Below are 22208 nucleotides of genomic sequence, written 5' to 3'. Positions count from 1 at the left end.
ATGACTGAAACTCCTGAGACCGGCGGCGAGCAGTCCAGCGCCGACCGTCCCGAAGGCGGCCTCGAGCCCCAGGGCGCCCGCCCCGCCGAACCCGTCGTCACCGGCCGCGAACGCCAGGGCATGTTCGGCGTCCACGGCACCGGCGACACCTCCGGCTACGGCGGCGTCCGGCTCCCGGCCTACAGCCCGGCGCCGGCCGAGCGCCCGTACGGCGGCTGGTTCGACCAGTTCGCCGACGAGTTCTACGCGGCGCTGGCCGAGCGCAAGATCCCCGCCGAGTCGATCCTGCAGACGACGGTCGACCGCGGCGAGATCACCTTCTACGTCGACCGCGAGAAGCTGGTCGAGATCGCCAAGACGCTGCGCGACGACGGCGGCCTCCGCTTCGAACTGCTGTCCTCGGTGTCCGGCGTGGACTACGGCGTCGACGTCCCGCAGCGGCTGCACGCGGTCTACCACTTCACGTCGCTGACCTACCGCCGCCGGATCCGCCTCGAGGTCACCCTCGACGTCGAGGACCCGCACGTGCCGTCGCTGGTCGGGGTCTACCCGACGGCGGACTGGCAGGAGCGCGAGACCTGGGACATGTTCGGCATCGTCTTCGACGGCCACCCGGCACTGACCCGCATCCTCATGCCGGACGACTGGGACGGCCACCCCCAGCGCAAGGACTACCCGCTCGGCGGGATCCCGGTCGAATACAAGGGCGCGGAGATCCCGCCGCCGGACCAGCGGAGGTCGTACTCGTGAGCACCGAGAACCTGTCCGACGTCACGACCGGCACCGACACTTCCCCCGAAGGCTCGGACAGCGTCGAATACGCCGATTCCCGCGACACCACCGAAGGCCGCGTCTACACGGTCTCCGGCGGCGACTGGGACGACGTCGTCGCCGACGCCCAGCACGACGAGCGCATGGTCATCAACATGGGCCCGCAGCACCCGTCGACGCACGGCGTGCTCCGGCTCGTGCTGGAGATGGAGGGCGAGACCGTCACGCAGCTGCGGTCGGTCATCGGCTACCTGCACACCGGCATCGAGAAGAACTGCGAGTACCGGACCTGGACCCAGGGCGTCACCTTCGTGACGCGCATGGACTACCTGGCCCCGCTCTCGACGGAAATGGCGTACTGCCTCGGCGTCGAGAAGCTGCTGCAGATCGAGGCCCCGCGCCGCGCGCAGCTGCTGCGCGTGATGCTGCTGGAGATCAACCGCATTGGCTCGCACCTGGTCTACATCGCCACCGGCGGTATGGAGCTGGGCGCCACCACCGCGATGACGCTCGGCTTCCGCGAGCGCGAAGAGGTGCTGCACCTGCTGGAGCACCTGACCGGCCTGCGGATGAACCACGCGTTCATCCGCCCCGGCGGCCTCGCGCAGGACATGCCGGCCGACTACCACGAGAAGGTCAGCGAGTTCATCAAGACGATGAAGAAGCGCCTTCCGCTGTACGACAAGCTCTTCACCGGCCAGCCGATCTGGCGCAACCGGCTCAAGGGCGTCGGGTACCTGCCGGTCGACGCGTGCCTCGCGCTGGGTGTCACCGGCCCGGTGCTGCGGTCCGCGGGCCTGCCGTGGGACCTGCGCAAGACCGAGCCGTACTCCTGCTACGACGAGTTCGACTTCGACGTGCCGGTGGACAACGGTGCCGACTGCTGGTCGCGCTACCTGATCCGCGTCCACGAGATGCACGAGAGCCTCAAGATCATCGAGCAGTGCCTCGAGAAGCTCGAGCCGGGCCCGGTCATGGTCGAGGACAAGAAGATCGCGTGGCCCGCGCAGCTGTCGATCGGCAGCGACGGCATGGGCAACTCGCTCGAGCACGTCAAGAAGATCATGGGCCAGTCGATGGAGTCCCTGATCCACCACTTCAAGCTGGTCACCGAGGGCTTCAAGGTGCCGGCCGGGCAGGTCTACGCGGCGGTCGAGTCGCCCCGCGGCGAGCTGGGCGCGCACCTGGTCTCCGACGGCGGCACCCGGCCGCTGCGGGTCCACGTGCGCGAACCGAGCTTCGTGAACCTGCAGTCGATGCCCGCAATGGCCGAAGGCGGCCTGGTCGCGGACGTGATCGCCGCGATCGCCTCGATCGACCCCGTCATGGGGGGAGTGGACCGATGAGCACAGCAGTTCCCGAACCCGGCCCGAAGGACGCCGTGACGACGCACGCGGCGGCCGGGCCGGACGTCGACGTGGTCGCCATCGCGCCGGACCCCGAGGTGGCCGCCGGGATCATCGAAGACACGCCGCTCGAGGACATCTTCGACGCCGGCACCACGGCACAGGCGCAGGAGATCATCTCCCGCTACCCGATGTCCCGCTCGGCGCTGCTGCCGATGCTGCACCTCGTGCAGTCCGTGCAGGGCTACGTCAGCCAGGAGGGCATCGCGTTCTGCGCGAAGCAGCTCGACCTGTCCGACGCCGAGGTCAGCGCGGTCGCGACGTTCTACACGATGTACAAGCGCAAGCCGTGCGGCGAGCACCTCGTGAGCGTCTGCACCAACACGCTGTGCGCGGCCATGGGCGGCGACGCGATCTACAAGCGGCTCCAGACCCACCTCGGGTCCGAGGAGGAACCGCTGGGGCACAACGAAACCGCGGGCACGCCGAACGAGCCGGGCTCGATCACCCTCGAGCACGCCGAGTGCCTCGCGGCCTGCGACCTCGCGCCGGTCATCCAGGTCAACTACGAGTACTTCGACAACCAGACCGAGGACAAGGCCGTCGCGCTGGTCGATGCGCTGCGGGCGGGCAAGAAGCCGGCGCCGACGCGCGGCGCGCCGCTGTCCACGTTCAAGGGCGCCGAACTGCAGCTCGCCGGGTTCTTCCCGGAGGACGAGGCGGCCTACCGCCGGGACGTCGACGGGCCGTCGCAGGCCGTCGAGACGCTGCGGGGCGCGAAGCTCGCGCAGGAGCGCGGCTGGGTCGCCCCGGTCGCCCAGGATGTCCCGCTTCCTGAAGTGGAGAAGAAGTAATGGCCGATCCCATTACCCCGGTCCTCACGAAGCGCTGGCTGTCGCCGAACTCCTGGCAGATCGGGACGTACGAAGCACTCGAGGGCTACACCGCCGTCCGCAAGGCGCTCGCCGGGACACCGGAGCAGCTCGTCCAGGTGGTCAAGGACTCCGGCCTGCGCGGCCGCGGCGGCGCGGGCTTCCCGGCCGGCATCAAGTGGTCGTTCATGCCGCCGAACTTCGACAAGCCGCACTACCTGGTGATCAACGCCGACGAGGGCGAACCCGGGACCTGCAAGGACATCCCGCTGATGATGGCGGACCCGCACTCGCTCATCGAGGGCTGCATCATCGCCTCGTACGCGATGCGGTCCAACCACTGCTTCATCTACGTCCGCGGCGAGGCGCTGCACTGCATCCGCCGCCTCAACGCGGCCGTGCGCGAAGCCGAAGCGGCGGGCTACCTGGGCGAGAACATCCTCGGCTCGGGCTTCGACCTCAAGATCACCGTGCACGCGGGCGCGGGCGCGTACATCTGCGGCGAGGAGACGGCGCTGCTGGACTCGCTGGAAGGCCGTCGTGGCCAGCCGCGGCTCAAGCCGCCGTTCCCCGCGGCCGCCGGTCTGTACGCCGCGCCGACCACGGTCAACAACGTCGAGACCATCGCGAGCGCGCCGTTCATCGTCAACGGCGGGTCCAGCTGGTTCCGCGAGATGGGCCGCGAGAAGTCGCCCGGCCCGAAGATCTACTCGATCTCCGGCCACGTCGAGAAGCCCGGCCAGTACGAGTGCCCGCTGGGGACGACCCTGCGCGAGCTGCTGGACATGGCGGGCGGCATGAAGGACGGCATCCCGCTCAAGTTCTGGACCCCGGGCGGCTCGTCCACCCCGATGTTCACCGCCGAGCACCTCGACGTTCCGCTGGACTTCGAAGGCGCGGCGGAAGCCGGGTCGATGCTGGGCACCACCGCCGTCCAGGTCTTCAACGAGACCGTGTCGGTGCCGTGGGCCGTGATGAAGTGGACCCAGTTCTACGAGCACGAGTCCTGCGGCAAGTGCACGCCGTGCCGCGAAGGCACGTACTGGCTGGCGCAGATCCTCGAGCGGATGGTCGAGGGCCACGGCACCGAGGAGGACATCGACACCCTCCTCGACGTCTGCGACAACATCCTCGGCCGGTCGTTCTGCGCCCTCGGCGACGGCGCGGTCTCGCCGATCCAGAGCGGCATCAAGTACTTCAGGGACGAGTTCCTCGCCCTGTGTGAAGCGAACAAGCGTGAACTGGTGGGAGCGCAGGCATGACGATCGCGCCCGACAAGCCCGAGACCACCGAGACGCCGGTCCCCGAAGGCCACGTCAAGCTGGTCATCGACGGCGAAGAGGTCATCGCCCCCAAGGGCGAGCTGCTCATCCGCACGGCCGAGCGCCTCGGCACCGTCATCCCGCGGTTCTGCGACCACCCGCTCCTCGACCCGGCAGGCGCCTGCCGCCAGTGCCTGGTCGAGGTCGAGATGGGCGGCCGTCCGATGCCGAAGCCGCAGGCGTCCTGCACGATGACCGTCGCCGACGGCATGGTCGTCAAGACGCAGCTGACGTCGCCGGTTGCGGACAAGGCCCAGCAGGGCGTGATGGAGCTGCTGCTCATCAACCACCCGCTGGACTGCCCGATCTGCGACAAGGGCGGTGAGTGCCCGCTGCAGAACCAGGCGATGGCGCACGGGCGTCCCGAGTCGCGGTTCGTCGACACGAAGCGGACGTTCCCGAAGCCGCTGCCGATCTCCACGCAGGTGCTGCTGGACCGCGAGCGCTGCGTGCTCTGCCAGCGCTGCACCCGGTTCTCCCGCGAGATCGCCGGCGACCCGTTCATCGAGCTGCTCGAACGCGGCGCGCACCAGCAGATCGGCACCGCCGAGACGGCGGACGTGCTCGACCTGGCGTCGCGGACGACGTCCGGCCAGCCGTTCCAGAGCTACTTCTCCGGCAACGTCATCCAGATCTGCCCGGTCGGGGCCCTGACCAGCGCGGCCTACCGCTTCCGGTCGCGGCCGTTCGACCTGGTGTCCTCGCCGAGCGTCTGCGAGCACTGCTCGTCCGGCTGCGCCGAGCGGACCGACTTCCGGCGCGGCAAGGTCCAGCGCAAGCTGGCCGGCGACGACCCCGAGGTCAACGAGGAGTGGCTCTGCGACAAGGGCCGCTTCGCCTTCCGCTACACCTCGGCCGACGACCGCATCCGGCGTCCGCTCGTCCGGAACAAGACGACCGGTGAGCTGGAGGAGGCCTCCTGGACCGACGCCCTGCGCGTCGCCGCGGAAGGCCTCACCGCGGCCCGCTCGAACGGTGGCGTCGGCGTCCTGCCCGGTGGCCGGCTGACCGTCGAGGACGCCTACGCGTACTCGAAGTTCGCCCGGGTCGCCCTGCACACCAACGACGTCGACTTCCGCGCCCGCCCGCACTCGGCCGAGGAGCTGGCGTTCCTCACCTCCCGGGTCGTGGGCGTGACGGCGGAGTCCGGCGTCACCTTCGGCGAGATCGAGCGGGCCCGCACGGTCCTGTGCGTCGCCTTCGAGCCCGAGGACGAGGCGCCGATCGTGTTCCTGCGGCTGCGCAAGGCGGCCCGCAAGAACCGCACCCGCGTCGTCCACTTGGGACAGTGGACGACCTCGTCGGTGCGCAAGACCTTCGGCGAGCTGCTCGCCTGCGTCCCCGGCCAGGAAGCCGCCGCCATCGACGGCATCGCCAAGCACGCGCCGGACCTCGACGAGGCCCTGCGCGGCGAGGGTTCGGTCGTCCTGGTCGGCGAGCGCGCCGCGCAGGTGCCCGGCCTCTTCTCCGCGCTGCAGGACCTGGTGGAGCGCACCGGTGTCCGGCTCGCGTGGATCCCGCGCCGGGCAGGCGACCGCGGCGCGCTGCAGGCCGGCTGCGTCCCGACGCTGCTGCCGGGCGGCCGCCGCGTCACCGACGACGCCGCCCGCGTCGCCGTCGAAAACGCTTGGGGCGTCCCGGTTCCGGCCACGCCGGGCCGCGACACCACCGGCATCCTCGAGGCCGCGTCCAGCCAGGAGCTGGGCGGCCTGGTCGTCGGCGGCGTCGACCCGTACGACCTGCCGGACCCGGACCTCGCACTGCGGGCGCTCGACAACGCGGGCTTCGTCGTCAGCCTCGAACTCCGCCACAGCGCGGTGACCGAGCGCGCGGACGTCGTGCTCCCGGTGGCGGCGTCGGACGAGAAGGCGGGCAGCTACCTCAACTGGGAGGGCCGCACCCGCCCGTTCGACGTCACCCTCGAAGGCACCGGCGCCCTGCCGGACTGCCGGGTGCTCGACACCCTCGCCGTCGAGATGGACGCCGACCTGTTCACGCAGACCCCGGCCGCCGCCCGCGGTGACTTCGAGAAGCTCGGCAAGGCCTCGGCGCTGAACTGGGCCCACGTCGCCGTCGAGGCGCCGGCCCCGGTGACCCCGGCCGCCGGGCAGGCGATCCTGTCGACCTGGCGCCAGCTGATCGACAACGGGTCCCTGCAGGACGGCGAGCCGCACCTCAAGGGCACCCAGCGCACGCCGGTCGCGCGGCTGTCCGCGAAGACCGCGGAAGGGCTGGGCGGCACCGTCAAGGTGAGCACCGAACGCGGCGCGATCACGCTGCCGGTGGAGATCGCGGACCTGCCCGACGGCGTCGTGTGGCTGCCGGGCAACTCCGACGGCTCCGCCGTGTTCAAGACGCTCGGCGCCGGTCATGGCGCCGTGGTGAACCTCGCTGGAGGTGGGCAATGACCCCGCTGCTGACCGAAGCCGCCGTCGGGAGCGTTCCCGACGCGGCGACGCGGGCGGCGCTGCTGGCCGACGACCCGTTGTGGCTGATCCTGCTCAAGTGCGTGGTCATCCTGCTGATCGGCCCGATCATGACGATCTTCCTGATCGTCTGGGAGCGCAAGGCGGTCGGCCGGATGCAGAACCGGCCCGGCCCCAACCGGGTCGGCCCGGGCGGCTACCTGCAGTCCCTCGCGGACGCGATCAAGCTGCCGTTCAAGGAACAGATCATCCCGGACACCGCCGACCGCAAGGTGTACTTCCTCGCGCCGGTCATGTGCGTGGTGCCGTCGCTGATCGCGCTGTCGGCGATCCCGTTCGGCCCGGTGGTGTCGATCTTCGGCGAGCGGACCGTGCTGCAGCTGCTCGACCTGCCGGTCAGCGCGCTGGTGATCCTGGCCTGCTCCTCGATCGGCGTCTACGGCATCGTGCTCGCCGGCTGGGCGTCCGGCTCGCCGTACCCGCTGCTCGGCGGCATGCGCAGCGCGGCGCAGGTGATCTCCTACGAGATCGCGATGGGGCTCTCGATCGTCGCGGTGATCCTGCAGGCCGGCTCGCTCGACCTGGCCGACATCGTCTCGAAGCAGCAGCCGGCCTGGTTCCTCTACCTGGTCCCGAGCTTCGTGATCTACCTGATCTCGATGGTCGGCGAGACCAACCGCGCCCCGTTCGACCTCCCCGAGGCCGAGTCGGAGCTGGTCGGCGGCTTCCACACCGAGTACAGCTCGATGAAGTTCGCGATGTTCTTCCTCGCCGAGTACGTCAACATGGTGATCGTCTCGGCGTTCGCGACCACGCTGTTCCTTGGTGGCTGGATGGCCCCGTGGCCGCTGTCGCTGATCGGGAACAACGTGCTCAACACCGGCTGGTGGCCGGTGCTGTGGTTCTTCGCGAAGATGTTCATCCTGCTCTTCGGGTTCATCTGGCTGCGCGGCACGCTGCCCCGCCTGCGCTACGACCAGTTCATGCGGCTGGGCTGGAAGGTCCTGGTCCCGCTGAACCTGGTGTGGATCATCATGGTGACCTTCGCGAAGGTCATCGCCTGGAACACCGCGTCCATCATCATCGCCGCGGTCGCCATCTTCATCGTCGTCGCCCTGTTCTTCTACGTCCGCGCGGCGGGCCGCGAAGAGGAGAGCGAGACGATCCCGGTGACCGGCGGCGGTTTCCCGGTCCCGCCGCTGGACCTCAAGGTCCCGCAGACCACCCCGCGTCAGAAGGCCCTGGCCAAGGCCGAGGCGAAGGCGGCCCGCCGCAAGCCGGCAGCCGTCGGTACCGCAAAGGAAGGAGCGCAAGATGGGGTTTCTTGATCCCGTCAAGGGCTTCGGCGTCACCTTCGGGATGATGTTCAAGAAGGTCGCCACCGAGGAGTACCCGGAGGCGGGCGCGCCCGCCGCGCCGCGGTACCACGGGCGCCACCAGCTGAACCGCCACCCGGACGGCCTCGAGAAGTGCGTCGGCTGCGAGCTGTGCGCGTGGGCGTGCCCGGCGGACGCGATCTTCGTCGAGGGCGGTGACAACACCGAGGAGGCCCGGTACTCGCCGGGCGAGCGGTACGGCGCGGACTACCAGATCAACTACCTGCGCTGCATCGGCTGCGGCCTCTGCATCGAGGCGTGCCCGACGCGGTCGCTGACGATGATCAACTTCTACGAGCTGGCCGACGACGACCGCCAGCGGCTGATCTACACGAAGGAGGACCTGCTCGCCCCGCTGCTGCCCGGCATGGAGCAGCCGCCGCACCCGATGCGGCTCGGCGACAACGAGCAGGACTACTACGTGAACGGCCCCGAGCTGGCACGCGGGGAGGGCATCAAGTGATCGCCGCTCTCCTGACCCAGGCCCCGACCGGGGCCGCCGCGGGCGTTTCCGTCGGCGAGGCCATCGCGTTCTGGATCCTCGGCCCGCTCTGCCTGCTCGGCGCGCTCGGCATGATCTTCTCCCGCAACGCCGTGCACTCGGCGTTGTGGCTGGTCCTGACGATGCTGAGCCTGGGCGCGCTGTACATGATCCAGTCGGCGCCGTTCCTGGGCTTCACGCAGATCATCGTCTACACCGGCGCGATCATGATGCTGTTCCTGTTCGTGCTGATGCTGGTCGGCCGCGAAAGCTCCGACTCCGTCGTCGAGGTCCTGCGCGGCCAGCGGCTCGCCGCCACCGTGCTCGGCATCGGGATGGCGGCGCTGCTGGCCACCGGCATCTACCGGGCGATGGAGAACGTCACCCCGGCCACGCCGCTCGACTCGGCGACGCCGGCCGGCGGCGGTCCGAAGGGCCTCGGCAAGCTGATCTTCACCGACTACCTGTTCCCGTTCGAGCTGACGTCGGCGCTGCTCATCACCGCCGCCATCGGCGCGATGGTGCTGGCCTTCACCGACCGGCACGCCAAGGGCGGGAAGCGCACCCAGAAGGAACTGGTCGTCGCCCGCTTCCGCGGCGAGCACGACCGGCCCTCGCCGCTGCCCGGCCCGGGTGTCTTCGCCACCGCCAACTCGGTGGCCACGCCGGCCCTGCTGCCGGACGGCTCGGTCGCCCCGGAGTCGCTCTCGGCGATCATCGAGTCCACCTCGGCGATCGAGCTGGCGAAGGAACGCAAGCTGGTCGCGGACGACGTCGAGCACCCGGACGCGCACGCGCTGGTCGGCACCGACTCTTCGAAAACCGAGGGGGAGAAGGAATGACCCCGACGTACTACCTGCTGCTGTCGGCGCTGCTGTTCGCGCTCGGCGCGGTCGGCGTGCTGGTGCGGCGCAACGCGATCGTCGTGTTCATGTGCATCGAGCTGATGCTCAACGCGGTGAACCTGTCGCTGGTCACGTTCGCCCGGATCAACGGCGGGCTCGACGGCCAGATCATGGCGTTCTTCGTCATGGTCGTCGCGGCCGCCGAGGTCGTGGTCGGCCTGGCGATCATCATGGCCATCTTCCGCACCCGGCGCTCGGCCTCGGTCGACGACACCAACCTGCTGAAGTACTAGGAGACACCGAGTGACCGCATCATCGTGGCTGCTGGTGGCCCTCCCTGGCCTCGGCGCCCTCATCCTGCTGCTGGCGGGCAAGCGGGCGAAGGCCTGGGGGCATCTGCTCGGCTGTGCCACCGTCACCCTCGCCTTCGTCTACGGGCTGATCCTGTTCTTCACGGCCGACACGTCGTCCACTGTGGACACCAAGGTGTACTCGTGGATCCCGGTCGGCCAGCTGCAGGTGGACTTCGGGCTGCGGATCGACGCGCTGTCGCTGACGTTCGTGCTGCTCATCACCGGCGTCGGCATGCTGATCCACTACTACTCGATCGGCTACATGGCCGACGACGAGGGCCGGTACCGCTTCTTCGCCTACCTCAACCTCTTCGTCGCCTCGATGCTGGTCCTCGTGCTGGGCAACAGCTTCGTGACGCTCTACCTGGGCTGGGAGGGCGTGGGTCTCGCGTCCTACCTGCTCATCGGCTGGTACCAGGGCCGCCCGTCCGCCGCGACCGCGGCGAAGAAGGCGTTCCTGATGAACCGCGTCGGTGACGTCGGGCTGGCGCTGGCGATCTTCATCATGTTCAAGTACGCGGGCTCGACCGGCTACGCCGAGGTCTTCAAGGCGGTCGGCGACGGCAAGTTCTCCACGGGCGCGATCACCGCGATGGCGATCCTGCTCCTGCTGGGTGCCTGCGGTAAGTCCGGCCAGTTCCCGCTGCAGGCGTGGCTCCCGGACGCGATGGAGGGCCCGACCCCCGTGTCGGCCCTCATCCACGCGGCGACGATGGTGACCGCGGGCGTCTACCTGGTGGCCCGCTCGAAGGACATCTTCAACGCCACCGAAGACGGCCGCCTGATCGTCACGCTGGTCGGCACGGTCACCCTGCTGCTCGGGTGCATCATCGGCTGCGCGTACGACGACATCAAGAAGGTCCTCGCGTACTCGACGGTCAGCCAGATCGGCTACATGATGCTCGCCGTCGGCCTCGGGCCGATCGCGTACGCGCTGGGCATCATGCACCTGGTCGCGCACGGCTTCTTCAAGGCCGGGCTGTTCCTCGGGGCCGGGTCGGTCATGCACGGCATGAACGACGAGGTCGACATGCGGAAGTTCGGCGGCCTGCGCAAGAAGATGCCGATCACCTTCATCACCTTCGGCCTCGGGTACCTGGCCCTGATCGGCATCCCGCCGCTGTCGGGCTTCTTCACCAAGGACGCGATCATCGAAGCGGCGTTCGGCCAGGGCGGCTGGCGCGGCTGGGTGATGGGCGGCGCGGCGCTGCTGGGCGCCGGGCTCACCGCGTTCTACATGACCCGCCTGATGGTGATGACGTTCTTCGGCAAGGAGCGCTGGAAGGACATCAAGTCCACCGACGGCCGCGACTTCCACCCGCACGAGTCCACGGCGATCATGTGGGTCCCGATGGCGGTGCTGGCGGTCGGCTCGGTCGGCGCCGGCGCGTTCTTCGCACTCGGTGACCGCTTCGCCCACTGGCTGACCCCGTCGGTCGGCGAGCTGGAGGAAGCGCACCACTCGCCGTTGAGCGCGGGCGTGATCTCCATCGCCGCGATCGTGTTCTCCGTGCTCGGCGTGGTGCTCGCGTACCTGATCTTCCGCCGCGACATCCCGGTCGAACAGCCGCAGCGCGTCTCCTTCGTCACCCGCGCCGCGCGCAAGGACCTGTACGGCAACGCCCTCAACGAGACGCTGGTCGCCCGCCCGGGCACCTGGCTCGCGCGGGCGCTGGTGTTCGTCGACAACCGCGGCGTCGACGGCGCGGTCAACGGCCTCGCCGCCTCCCTCGGCGGCGGCTCCGGCCGGCTGAGGCGGCTCCAGACCGGGTTCGTCCGGTCCTACGCGCTGTCGATGCTGGGCGGCACGTTCCTGCTTCTGGCGGCTCTCCTGCTGGTGAGGTTCTCCTGATGACCTGGTTGCTCATCCTCATCCTGGTGCCGCTGGCCGGTTCCCTGGTGCTGGCGTTCCTCAAGGGGAACGACCGCGCCGCGGTGCTGGCCGCGCTCGGGTTCTCGATCCTCGAGTTCCTGCTGGTGATCCCGTTCTGGCTCAGCTACAACGCGTCCGGGCCTCGGCTGCAGATGACGTCGAGCTTCGACTGGATCCCCAGCTTCGGCGTGCACATCGCGTTCGGCACCGACGGCATCGCGCTGATCATGATCGCGGTCATCGCGCTGCTGGTGCCGATCGTCGTCGGCGGGCTCGGCGCGGTGGACAAGCTCCCCGCCGGGCGCAGCGCGGGCGGGTTCCTCTCGCTGATCCTGCTGCAGGAAGCGCTCACGATCGGCGTGTTCGCCGCGACCGACGTCTTCCTGTTCTACGTGCTGTTCGAGATCATGCTGATCCCGATGTACTTCCTCATCGGCGGCTACGGCGGCGCGAACCGGCAGTACGCGGCGGTGAAGTTCTTCCTCTACTCGTTCCTCGGCGGCCTGATCATGCTGGCGTCGGCGATCGGGGCGTACTCGCTGGCGTCGGACAAGCTCGGCAAGGGCACGTTCGACTGGGCCACGCTGGTCACGGTGGTGCGCGACGCGCCGCTGTCCACGCAGATCTGGCTGTTCCTCGGGTTCTTCCTGGCCTTCGCGATCAAGGCGCCGCTGGTGCCGTTCCACACCTGGCTGCCGGACGCGGCGGGGGAGGCGCCGATCGGCGTCGCCGTCCTGCTGGTCGGCGTGCTGGACAAGGTCGGCACGTTCGGGTTCCTGCGCTACTGCCTGCCGATGTTCCCGGACGCGAGCAAGACCCTGGCCCCGCTGGTGCTGGTGCTCTCGGTGGTCGGCGTCCTTTACGGCTCGATCCTGGCCGCGGGGCAGCGGGACATGAAGCGGTTCATCGCGTACGTGTCCATCGCGCACTTCGGCTTCATCTCGTTGGGCATCTTCGCGTTCAACGAGCAGGCGATGGTCGGCTCGGCGACGTACATGCTCAACCACAGCCTCGCGACCGGCATGCTGATCGTGGTGATCGGCCTGGTGATCGCGCGCGGCGGGTCGTCCCGCATTTCCGACTACGGCGGCATGGCGAAGGTGACGCCGCTGCTCGCGGGCCTGTTCCTCCTCGCCGGTCTGTCCACGTTGTCCCTGCCGGGCACCAACTCCTTCGTCTCGGAGTTCCTGGTGCTCATCGGGTCCTATGTGGACCAGCCGGTCTACACGATCCTCGCGACGGTCGGCATGGTCCTGGCCGCGGCGTACGTCCTGTGGCTCTACCAGCGGGTGTTCCAGGGCCCGGTCCGCGGTGACGCTCTCGTGGGTGTCGGCGGGGGCCCGGGCACGGCCATCGCGCCGGAGCTGGGTGCGAAGAAGGCCATCCGCGACCTGGGTGGCCGGGAGATCGCGATCCTCGCCCCGCTGGTCGTGCTGATCATCTTCCTCGGCTTCTACCCGAAGCCGGTGCTCGACACAGTCACCCCGACGGTGCAGCAGACGCTGTCCGCGGTCCAGGGAGGCAAGTAACCGTGCTCGACATCCTCCTGACCCAGGCACCGCAGCCGGTGCAGGTGCCGTCGGTCGACTACCCGGCCGTGCTGCCGGTGCTGATCGTCTTCGGCGCGGCGTGCCTGAGCGTGCTGGTCGAGGCGTTCTTCCCGAAGGGCTCGCGGTTCCGCTCGCAGGTGGTCCTGAGCCTGGTCGCGATCGTCGGCGCGGGCGTCGCGCTGATCGTGTACGCGACCGGGTCCGCCCCGGCGGGCGGCGTCACGACGTTCAGCCGCGCGATCTCGATCGACCGCCCGGCGCTGTTCCTCTGGGGCACGCTCCTGGCGCTGGCCCTCGGCGCGGTGCTGCTGATCTCGGACCGCGTGGTCGAGCCGGGCGGCGCGCTGGTCGCGCAGGCCGGCATCCGCCCGGGCACGGTCCAGGACCGCGCCCAGACGGCGACGGTGATGCAGACCGAGGTGTTCCCGCTGACGCTGTTCGCCCTCGGCGGCATGATGGCGTTCTGCGCGGCGAACGACCTGCTGACGATGTTCATCGCGCTGGAAGTGCTGTCGCTGCCGCTGTACCTGATGTGCGGCCTCGCGCGCCGCCGCCGGCTGCTGTCCCAGGAAGCGGCGGTCAAGTACTTCCTGCTGGGCGCGTTCTCCTCGGCGTTCTTCCTGTACGGCCTGGCGCTGCTGTACGGCTACGCGAACTCGGTGAAGCTGGGCGACATCGCCGCGGCGGCAGCGGGTTCGGACCGCTCGGACACGCTCCTGTTCGCGGGCATCGGCCTGCTGGTCGTCGGCCTGCTGTTCAAGGGCTCGGTCGGCCCGTTCCACACGTGGACCCCGGACGTCTACCAGGGCGCCCCGACCCCGGTCACGGCGTTCATGGCGGCGTGCACGAAGGTCGCGGCCTTCGGCGGCATCCTGCGGGTGCTGTCGGTGGCGTTCTCGCCGACGTCGTGGGAGTGGCGCGGGGTCCTGTGGGGCGTAGCGATCATCTCGATGGTGATCGGCGCGGTGCTCGGCCTCACGCAGACGGACGTCAAGCGCATGATCGCGTACTCGTCGATCGCCCACGCGGGCTTCCTGCTCATCGGCGCGATCGCGATGACCCGCGACGGCCTGTCCAGCACGCTGTTCTACCTGCTGGCGTACGGCTTCACGACGCTGGCGGCGTTCGGCGTGATCAGCCTGGTCCGCGACTCCTCGGGCGAGGCAACGCACCTCTCGGCGTGGGCCGGCCTGGCGAAGCGCTCCCCGTTGCTGGCGGCGGTGTTCACGTTCTTGCTGCTGGCCCTGGCCGGCATCCCGCTGACGTCGGGCTTCGTGGGCAAGTTCGTGGTGTTCTCGGCGGCGCTGTCCGACGGCATGGCCCCGCTGGTGGTGGTGGCCCTGGTGTTCAGCGCGGTGGCGGCGTTCTTCTACCTCCGCGTGATCGTCCTGATGTACTTCTCCGAGCCGGCCGCCGACGGCCCCTCGGTAACGGTCCCGGGCTTCGGCACGGGAACGGCGATCTTCCTGGGCACGGCGGTGACGCTGGTGCTGGGCCTGGTCCCGGCGTTCGCGCTGGGGTGGGCCGGTTCGGGCGGCTTCGCGCTCTGAGTTTCATCTGCCGAAGGCCACCACCAGAACCTCTGGTGGTGGCCTTCGTTCTGCGCCCTGGACGGGTTGTGTTCGGCCGGCTTTCCCTTACCCAAGCCGCAGGCTCGTGGTTTTGCCGAGGGATTGCGGGCCGAACGCCGGGCGTGCAAGCTCGCCATGGTCGAGGTGGCGGGCAAACTGGGGTGGTCCGAGGCAACGTTGAGCCGCATGGAAACCGGCCTGCGCAACGCTTCGAGCGAAGAAGTCGCCGCATTGCTGGCGGTCTACCAGGTGACCGGCGCCCGGCGGGCCAAACTGCTCGAGATGTCACGCGAGGCCGAGGTTCTTGCGCGGTACGAAGCCGAAGCGGTCCGGATCGTCGAGTCCGCGGTCACCTCGATCCCCGTGCTCCTGCAGACGTCGGGATACGCCGGCTCGTTGCCGGCCGTGCCGAACCTCAGGCCGGAGCGCCAGTCGGTGCTCGACCGCAAGTCCGGTCCGACGCTGCTGGCCTATGTCGACGAGGTAGCGCTCCACCGCGTGGCCGGCGGCCCCCGGCTGATGGCGCACCAACTGAGGCAGCTGGCCGCGATGACGGAGCGCGCGCAGGTCGAGGTGCGCGTCGTACCGTTCGGCGCCGGCCGCCATCCTGCGGGCTTCGAGCTGCTCGACTTCGCCGACGCCGGCCCGCTGGTGTACGTCGAGCAGCCCGGATCCGGACTGGTTCTCGACCAGGCTGCCCATGTCGAGCCCTACGTTCGTGCTGTGGCCACGCTGGACTCGGTCGCGCTCGACCCGATGCGGTCGCGGCGGCTGATCGAGCAGCTCGCCGCCCGGTACGAGTCAGTGGTCGAGGCTCGCCCGCAGGGCGGCGACTTTCCGGGCCAGCAAGCCCGGCTCGCCGGGCAGCACGGTGATGTACCGGTTGTCCGGTGAGCCCGTGAGCGTCATGGCGATGCGCCCGGAGTCGACGTCGAGGTAGCTGACCGAATCCCGGGTCATCGTCCGTGGTCCGCCCGGGCTGCGCATCGCCGCGTAGAACTGGCCGACACCGTAGTGGGGCTGACCGAAGATCTTGTCGAGCTGCCGGGCGTCGCGGCTTCGTGTCGGACCGTTGTCGTAGATGTCGTCGACTTCTTCTTCCCGCCGGAATTCTTCCTGGGTTATCGAAAACGGCGTAAAGCGGGCCGGCGCGTACTGCGGCAGGTGGGCGATCAACGCGTCGACCGGGCTGCTGTCCGGCGAAACGGTCTTGAGCCAGACACGGTCGCCCTGGCACCGCGCGGCGACCGCGGACCGCCCCTGGACGGCGACCAGGACACCGCACTGTTCGTCCATGTCACGGGCATAGGCGAAGTATTCGGTCGCCGGGCGGTCGAGCAGCTGCAGGATCTCCTCGAATTCGGACGTGAACCCGTCCCCCTGGGTGAATCCGTACTCGCTCAGCTCCTCGAACGCCGCACGATTCACCCGGCTCGCCAAGGACGGCGGAACGTACCGCAACCCACCGGCGAAAACCTGGTGCGGCTCACCGCATCCTGCTTGCCGCATCGCGGTCAGCAGGGTGTCCAGCGAAATTTCAACTTGGTTGCGCACCACGCGTTTCCTCCCCTTTGGTGTGGTGCTAGCGCGGCGAGCGCTTTTCGCCGATCACGGGTGGCATCGGCTTTTCGATGTCGCCGCCGAAGATGCCCTCCGGATCGGGATTGCGGAGATAGGCCGCGGCCTTCTTCTCCTTGTCCTCCTCTTTCTTGCCCTGCCCGCCGACGGCGCCCATGGGCATCCCATTGGCACCCCGTCCACCGGCGGCGCCGACCGCACCGGGCCGCCCACCGGCAACGCGCTCGCCGGGCACGCCCCGCCCCGAGCCGGGGCCCGCTCCCACCCCGCGTCCGCCTGGCTCGCTCACCACGCCGCTGCCGGTGCCGCGGTAACCGCCGCTGCCCGAGCCGGGACCGAACCCGCTTCCCGGCCCGAACTCACTTCCGGGCCCGTACGGACCGGACCCACCCGGTCCGAGCGAGTTGATCGGCTGCCCGGTCGGCCCGAACTGGTACCCACCGCCGGCCGCGGGCGGCATGGCGGGGTTGGGGACGTAGCTGTTCGCGTGCGTGCCGTCCGAGGCAGCCGGAGCGACGGTGCCCGGCGGGCGGGCGCCGATCTGGTCCTGGTTCTGCCCAGACTGGTTGTGCCCGGTCTGGTTGCTCCCGGTTCGGTTCTGCGCGGTCTGGTCCTGCCCGGTCTGGTTTTGCCCGGTCTGCGTGCCGGGCCGGAACTGAGTCTGGTCCGGGACAACTTGCTGACGAGTCTGCTGCCGGTCTCGCGCTCGCCACTCGGTATCGGTGGTCCTGCCCGTGGGCGGCGGCGTCCCGGTATCCATCGTGATCGGCGCGCCGGAGTCGGTCAGCTGGGCGTACTGGGCGGGCATCTGCGTGCCGTTGGCGGTGCTGGCGGAGTGGTAGACGCGGAAGACGTCGATGTTGGCCTGGCTGTCAGCCTGCCACCCCGCAACCTTGGTCTGGTACGACTTGCCATCGCCCGTGAACGTGTCGAGAACGTCCTTGGCGGTGATTTCGGGAGGCTGAGCCGAGACCGGCTTCACGGAGTTCTTCGCGGTCCCGAAAGCACCGATCTGGGCTTCGACCGCGGTTTGCGCGTTCCGAAGGTGAATGGCGTCGTCCATCGCGGCCTGCATGAGCGGCGCCGTCGCGTCCGCAGCGGCGTTTCCGGCGCCGCCTTGCCAGCCGCTCATGGTCTTGGCCCGGAGGGCGTTGATCCGCTCGGCCCGCTCGACCATCCGCCGAGTCAGCTGGCTAGCGCCGTCCTGAGCGTCGAGAAGGTATCGAGTTCCCTCGCCGCCGGTAACCTGCTCGAAGATTTGTGCGGCAGTCAGTGGTCCTTCGGTAACCATTATTTTCCGTTCCGCAAATTTTCAAGCACCTTGCCAGCCACTTCGCGTGCGGCGGCACACGGATCTTTCTTCCCGATGTTGGCTTCTGACTGTGCGATGTTGATGTCGACAGTCTGTGTATCGCTGGTTCCCATCGCCACCGTGCAGCGCCCCTTGGTGGACTGATCGCCCTCTCCGTCATAAGCAACCAGTGGGTAACCGTCGACCGGTTCCAGCGGTTTGAAAAAGGGGTAGGTTGTTCCCCGGGCGCGATAGACGCTGGTGAGACCGAGCTTGTCCACATTGGTGAAGGTCACGTGTACGCCTGCTTGGGAGATATTGGGCGTATTCCAGATGCAACTTGGACCGGCCGGACTGGTCGGCTCCGGCTTGGGGGTGATGTTCGAACCGAGCAGATCGTTGATCTGGTTGGGTGTGAGCGAGTCACAGGGCGTCTGCTGGAAGTGTGTGACATCAATCGGGGTCTCGACCTTCGGGACGCCTGGCCCAGGGACCTGGTCCGTTGAACTGGGCGGCGATGCTTGGCCGGGCGTGTTGGCCGACGCAGAGGGCGAGCCGTCGTTCTTCTGCGTGCATGCAGTGAGGACCAGCAACGATGCGCTGATCAGAAGAATTGTGCGGCGCATCAGAGGCTGCCCCCGGTTCGATGGATCTCGGAAGTGTGCTCGTCTTCGGTCTTGGCGTACTGCCCCAGGGCCGCTTCGAACTTCTTCGCCATCGACCTGCAGTACTCCTCACGTGCGGTGAGAGTTGCGAGCAGGGCTTGGCCGGAACCTCGGACCTCTTCGGCATTGCCGCCGCTGGCGTATTCAAGGCCGGGGCCTTTGGCGCGAGCGATCGCGTTTGCTTCGTCGCGGTCGGCCTTGAACTCGTTGGCCATGTCGTTCCAGTCCTTCGCGAGCTGCTCCAGCGTCGCCCGGTCGTACTTGAAGCCCGGGCCGCCCGCACCCACCCCCGCAGTCCCCCCGTACGTCCCCGCATGCGGGGTGACCGGCGTCAGCGGTGCCCGCCGCGTGTTCGGGTCGTAGACCGGTGGCTGGCCGTCAGGCATCGTCTTGCACCCCTGTCGGCTCGAACCGACCGGGTGTGACAGGGCTGAGGCGCCCCGAAGCCGTCGTCGTCACTGTTGCTCTCCCCTTGGCTGCACGGTGCTCCACCCCGGGCACCCTGCGTAGTTCGACGTGTCGGAGATTACCAGGGTTCCCGCCGGTCAGTTCCCCCTTGCAAGAAGATCCGTTCCTCCCGGAATGACGAGCGGGAACGTAGTGACATTACGTGATAATCAGTTCGGTTGAATTCGCCCGGAAGGGAAGCCGTTTGCTGGCCGACAGGGAAATCGGTGTGCACACTCTGTGTAATGAGTTCCCTGCGACAGCTCGCCACCGCCCTCGTGGCATGTCTGTTGGTTTCCTCGGGCTGTGCCGGCGAGACCTCGGAGGCGACGCGTCACGCGCCGTCCCCGGTGCCGTGGCATCCGAAGCGATCTCGGCCGGCGGATCGGGACGAAAAGGTGGTCGATGCCGCACTCGCGGCCCTGGACCTGTGCACGCTGATCGACCTCGGTGTCTACGACCGCCGGAAGGCGCCGGGTAGTGCGCCGGTCGCGCGGCAAGCCAGGGTCTTCGACGGTCGGCGCCAGTGTGAACTCGTGCGCGACGACTTCGCGTTGATCACTGTTCGTGACGAGCCTCCGGAGACCGCTTCGCTTCGAAACGATGGTGCGATCGTCGATCTGTCGGGCGTGAAGGGCTACCAGACGGAGCGTCGCGTCCAGGGGCACGTCGTCGGTTGCAGCGTGCTCGCCCCGGTCAGCTTCGTCCGCGCGGTGCGGTTCGAAATAGCCTATGGTGCGCGGGAAGACAACGCTCATTGTGAAATCGTGAGCGAATTCGCCACCGCGGGTGCCCGCTCACTCCCGAAAGACCTCGTTTACCCGCCCGGCGGTCAGGATTCCGGGCGGGTCGGGGCTTGCGCGAACGTGGTCGTCAACACCGATGGACACGATTGCGACCCCGCCGTCGACGTCGAGGTGCCGGTCGGCGGGGTGGACGCCCTGCTCGATGCGGGGGCGCGCGATCCGAACGTCGAATGCGCGGTGTTCCGGGAAGCCGTCGCGACGGCCTTCGGGAGCGCGTTCGAACCCGTGGCGACGCCCGAGGCCTGCTGGTTCGTCGAGCCGCAGCATCGTCTCCGGATCGAAGCCGGTGCGACGGCTTCGGGTGACCATCCCGCATTTTCGGTTCTGATCCGAACCTCTGGACAGACCGGCAGATCGTCACCCTTGGCAAGAAGCCGGCCGTGGTCTTCCGCAATCTGGCCGGGAACGAGTACTCCGTTTACGCGTCCCCTACGGCGACCTCGGGCGTAGGGGGCAGGTGCGGCTTCGGATCAGCGCCGAGCGGGAGCGCGGCATCGACACCGATGGTCAGCCGGTTTTGCCGGCCGAGGTCGTGCTGAAGGCAAAGGCTGTTGTCGCGTCAGTTCTGGAGCACTGGTTCGGACCGCGGCGCTGACCCAGCCGCGAGCACGACATCGAAGGTGCCACGGCCGTCCTCTCGGCTGGTCCCCGGCCGTGGCACCCCCGCCGTCAAGGTGTCGGTGAACAGGAAGTGTGTCCCAGTACCACCTGACCGCTGATTCCCGACGCCGGCAGGAAATCGATGCGCAGCATCGTCAGCCCGATGCTCCCGTCGCCCGGCAGGTTCTGGATGTTGAACACCGCGTTCGCCAAAACCGTTCCGTTCGACTTCTTGATCGGGGACACGTACCCCACCGGCACCGGGCTCGGCGGGTTCGGGATGCCCGACATGCCGCCGAACGACCAGTTCGCGCTCGTCTGGGTCTGGGTGGCCGCGCACTTCACCGTGAACGTCGACAGCTTGACCCGCGGGCCGCCCACGCTCACCAGGGCCGAGAGCTCGAAGTTCTTGCCCGTTGCCGTGGACAGGGTCGATGTCGTGTCCGTGTCCGGGTCCGTCACCGTGGTCGTGCAGGACGATGTGCCGCCGCCGAAGGTGATGCCCGTTTTGGTGACGACCTGGGCCGTTGCGGTGGTCGGGCCGTCGATCGAGCAGTGGCCCTGGGTCGGGACCTTGATCGTCGTGCCCGCTTTCGTGAACTCGGCCGAACCGATGTTGGCCACGCCCGGTTGGGGGCTGGCCTGGGCGGGTGTCGCGGTCGCCGCGAGCCCGGCCGCCAGCAGCGCTCCGGCGAGAGCGGTGGTGGTGCGCATGTCGCTGTCCTCCTTGCCGACCGGGCGAGCCGCCGGTCCTCAAGGCTGAATATCCGCTCGCCGGAGACGTCCGTTGCGCCCGAAATCGCCAACCACCCGTTCGTGGATCATGAACCACCCCCTCCGGTGACCCGGCCGGGTGTCATGTTCGTCACCGTTTCCGCTGGACAGCGGGTAAACGACCGCGCGGGGTAGCCACTACGCTCAAGGGACAACCCGACCGGTGCACGAGTAGAAGCGGAGCCGACGTGTCTGTGCCTTCCCCAGCCCCCGGGGCGGGATCCCTCCCCGCTGCGCCGGGTGGCGCCCTCGAGGACCTGCGCGCGTCGGTCGGCCTGCAGATCGACGACGAAGCCCTCCTGCGCGCGATCGCCGGCGGCCTGGCCGACGTCGAGAAGCTGCTGCGCGAGGTCGTCCGCAGCGACGTCCAGGCCGTCCACGACGCCGCGTTGCACCTGGTCGAGGCGGGGGGCAAACGCTTCCGCCCGCTGTTCACCCTGCTGTCCGCGCAGTTCGGCCCCAAGCAGGACGACCACGTCGTGATCGCCGCGGCCGCGGTCGAGCTGGTGCACCTGGCCACGCTCTACCACGACGACGTCATGGACGAAGCCGACATGCGGCGCGGCGCCGAGAGCGTCAACGCGCGCTGGGACAACACCATCGCCATCCTCACCGGCGACTTCCTCTTCGCGCACGCCTCGCGCCTGGTCGCCGACCTCGGCACGGACGCCGCGCGGATCATCGCCGAGACCTTCGGCGAGCTGGTCACCGGCCAGATGCGCGAGACCGTCGGCCCCGGACCGGGTGACGACGCCGTCGCGCACTACCTCACCGTGATCGCGCAGAAGACCGGCTCGCTGATCGCCACGTCCGGCCGGTTCGGCGGGATGATGTCCGGCGCCGCCGAGGAGCACATCGAGGCGCTGCGCCGGTTCGGCGACATCATCGGCACCGCGTTCCAGATCTCCGACGACATCATCGACATCGCGTCGCCGTCCGCCGAGCTCGGCAAGGCGCAGGGCACCGACCTGCGCGAAGGCGTCCGGACGCTGCCCATGCTGTACGCGCTGGCCGACCCGGGGACCGACCCCCGGCTGGTCGAACTCCTGTCCGGCCCGATCGCCGACGACGCCCTCGTCCAGGAGGCGCTGGAGCTGCTGCGGGCCAGTAGCGGACTCGAACGCGCACGCGTCACCCTTTCCGACTACGCTCAGCGCGCGCGAGCCGAGCTCACCGCGTTGCCCGCGTCACCCGCCCGGGACGCTTGCGAGTCGGTCGCCGACTACCTGGTCGCGCGCACGCACTGAACTAGGGGCAGAGG

At 68.9% G+C, this 22208-nt stretch carries 21 protein-coding genes; 16 read left to right on the top strand and 5 right to left on the bottom strand.

Annotated features, from left to right (window positions below):
- From EIY87_RS19500 to EIY87_RS19440, 13 genes are all read left to right on the top strand, one after another.
- Window positions 1-750 carry an NADH-quinone oxidoreductase subunit C gene (locus EIY87_RS19500; RefSeq protein ID WP_125310186.1) on the top strand — a complete coding sequence of 250 codons (750 nt, stop codon included), beginning with the start codon at window positions 1-3 and terminating at the stop codon, window positions 748-750.
- Window positions 747-2117 carry an NADH-quinone oxidoreductase subunit D gene (locus EIY87_RS19495; RefSeq protein WP_125310184.1) on the top strand — a complete coding sequence of 457 codons (1371 nt, stop codon included), beginning with the start codon at window positions 747-749 and terminating at the stop codon, window positions 2115-2117. The genes EIY87_RS19500 and EIY87_RS19495 overlap by 4 nt, the downstream gene beginning before the upstream one ends.
- Entirely contained in the window at window positions 2114-2971 is an 858-nt protein-coding gene (gene nuoE, locus EIY87_RS19490) for an NADH-quinone oxidoreductase subunit NuoE (RefSeq protein WP_125310181.1), read from the top strand. Before EIY87_RS19495 ends, nuoE begins: the two co-directional genes overlap by 4 nt.
- Complete coding sequence (nuoF, locus tag EIY87_RS19485) at window positions 2971-4251, top strand: NADH-quinone oxidoreductase subunit NuoF (protein WP_125310178.1); 1281 nt, start codon at window positions 2971-2973, stop codon at window positions 4249-4251. The genes nuoE and nuoF overlap by 1 nt, the downstream gene beginning before the upstream one ends.
- A complete protein-coding gene (locus EIY87_RS19480) occupies window positions 4248-6719 on the top strand; it encodes an NADH-quinone oxidoreductase subunit G (RefSeq protein ID WP_125310175.1) in 2472 nt (823 codons plus the stop codon). The genes nuoF and EIY87_RS19480 overlap by 4 nt, the downstream gene beginning before the upstream one ends.
- Window positions 6716-8065: an NADH-quinone oxidoreductase subunit NuoH gene (gene nuoH, locus EIY87_RS19475; RefSeq protein ID WP_125310173.1), complete on the top strand. Its 1350-nt coding sequence runs from the start codon at window positions 6716-6718 to the stop codon at window positions 8063-8065. Before EIY87_RS19480 ends, nuoH begins: the two co-directional genes overlap by 4 nt.
- A complete protein-coding gene (gene nuoI, locus EIY87_RS19470; protein WP_125310171.1) occupies window positions 8052-8576 on the top strand; it encodes an NADH-quinone oxidoreductase subunit NuoI in 525 nt (174 codons plus the stop codon). Before nuoH ends, nuoI begins: the two co-directional genes overlap by 14 nt.
- Window positions 8573-9436, top strand: a complete 864-nt coding sequence (locus EIY87_RS19465) for an NADH-quinone oxidoreductase subunit J (RefSeq protein ID WP_125310169.1) — start codon at window positions 8573-8575, stop codon at window positions 9434-9436. The genes nuoI and EIY87_RS19465 overlap by 4 nt, the downstream gene beginning before the upstream one ends.
- Entirely contained in the window at window positions 9433-9732 is a 300-nt protein-coding gene (gene nuoK / locus EIY87_RS19460) for an NADH-quinone oxidoreductase subunit NuoK (protein ID WP_003081840.1), read from the top strand. Before EIY87_RS19465 ends, nuoK begins: the two co-directional genes overlap by 4 nt.
- A 10-nt stretch (window positions 9733-9742) precedes the next feature.
- Window positions 9743-11644, top strand: a complete 1902-nt coding sequence (gene nuoL / locus EIY87_RS19455) for an NADH-quinone oxidoreductase subunit L (RefSeq protein ID WP_125310166.1) — start codon at window positions 9743-9745, stop codon at window positions 11642-11644.
- Window positions 11644-13194 carry an NADH-quinone oxidoreductase subunit M gene (locus tag EIY87_RS19450; protein ID WP_125310164.1) on the top strand — a complete coding sequence of 517 codons (1551 nt, stop codon included), beginning with the start codon at window positions 11644-11646 and terminating at the stop codon, window positions 13192-13194. Before nuoL ends, EIY87_RS19450 begins: the two co-directional genes overlap by 1 nt.
- Window positions 13195-13196: 2 nt before the next feature.
- A complete protein-coding gene (gene nuoN, locus EIY87_RS19445) occupies window positions 13197-14765 on the top strand; it encodes an NADH-quinone oxidoreductase subunit NuoN (protein WP_125310163.1) in 1569 nt (522 codons plus the stop codon).
- Between the two features lie 66 nt (window positions 14766-14831).
- On the top strand, window positions 14832-15680 hold the full coding sequence (locus tag EIY87_RS19440) for a helix-turn-helix domain-containing protein (RefSeq protein WP_225439943.1): 849 nt from the start codon (window positions 14832-14834) through the stop codon (window positions 15678-15680).
- Here the strand turns inward: EIY87_RS19440 and EIY87_RS19435 are convergent.
- Genes EIY87_RS19435 through EIY87_RS19420 form a run of 4 tightly spaced genes read right to left on the bottom strand, consistent with a single transcriptional unit; the run spans window position 15588 to window position 18706 of the window.
- Entirely contained in the window at window positions 15588-16340 is a 753-nt protein-coding gene (locus tag EIY87_RS19435) for an ESX secretion-associated protein EspG (RefSeq protein ID WP_225439942.1), read from the bottom strand. The genes EIY87_RS19440 and EIY87_RS19435 overlap by 93 nt on opposite strands.
- Window positions 16341-16368: 28 nt before the next feature.
- On the bottom strand, window positions 16369-17655 hold the full coding sequence (locus EIY87_RS19430; RefSeq protein WP_125310156.1) for a PPE domain-containing protein: 1287 nt from the start codon (window positions 17653-17655) through the stop codon (window positions 16369-16371).
- A complete protein-coding gene (locus EIY87_RS19425; protein ID WP_125310153.1) occupies window positions 17655-18281 on the bottom strand; it encodes a DUF3558 domain-containing protein in 627 nt (208 codons plus the stop codon). The genes EIY87_RS19430 and EIY87_RS19425 overlap by 1 nt, the downstream gene beginning before the upstream one ends.
- Window positions 18281-18706 (bottom strand): hypothetical protein, encoded by a 426-nt coding sequence (locus EIY87_RS19420; protein ID WP_125310151.1) that lies wholly within the window; start codon window positions 18704-18706, stop codon window positions 18281-18283. The genes EIY87_RS19425 and EIY87_RS19420 overlap by 1 nt, the downstream gene beginning before the upstream one ends.
- Before the next feature lie 306 nt (window positions 18707-19012).
- Between EIY87_RS19420 and EIY87_RS19415 the strand changes: the two genes are divergently transcribed.
- Both EIY87_RS19415 and EIY87_RS47645 read left to right on the top strand, forming a co-directional pair.
- Entirely contained in the window at window positions 19013-20023 is a 1011-nt protein-coding gene (locus EIY87_RS19415; protein ID WP_125310149.1) for a hypothetical protein, read from the top strand.
- Window positions 20024-20030: 7 nt separating this feature from the next.
- Window positions 20031-20168, top strand: a complete 138-nt coding sequence (locus tag EIY87_RS47645) for a hypothetical protein (RefSeq protein ID WP_158641313.1) — start codon at window positions 20031-20033, stop codon at window positions 20166-20168.
- Between the two features lie 74 nt (window positions 20169-20242).
- Here EIY87_RS47645 and EIY87_RS48070 read toward each other — a convergent pair whose 3' ends face one another.
- A complete protein-coding gene (locus tag EIY87_RS48070; protein WP_191984176.1) occupies window positions 20243-20887 on the bottom strand; it encodes a hypothetical protein in 645 nt (214 codons plus the stop codon).
- Window positions 20888-21141: 254 nt separating this feature from the next.
- Here EIY87_RS48070 and EIY87_RS19405 point away from each other — a divergent pair, with 254 nt between their 5' ends.
- Complete coding sequence (locus tag EIY87_RS19405) at window positions 21142-22194, top strand: polyprenyl synthetase family protein (RefSeq protein WP_125310313.1); 1053 nt, start codon at window positions 21142-21144, stop codon at window positions 22192-22194.
- Window positions 22195-22208 lie beyond the last annotated feature (14 nt).

The sequence above is a fragment of the Amycolatopsis eburnea genome, from assembly GCF_003937945.1.
Classification (GTDB): domain Bacteria; phylum Actinomycetota; class Actinomycetes; order Mycobacteriales; family Pseudonocardiaceae; genus Amycolatopsis; species Amycolatopsis eburnea.
Note: the sequence above shows the minus strand (reverse complement) of the source record. Positions and strands in the feature narration are given on the sequence as shown.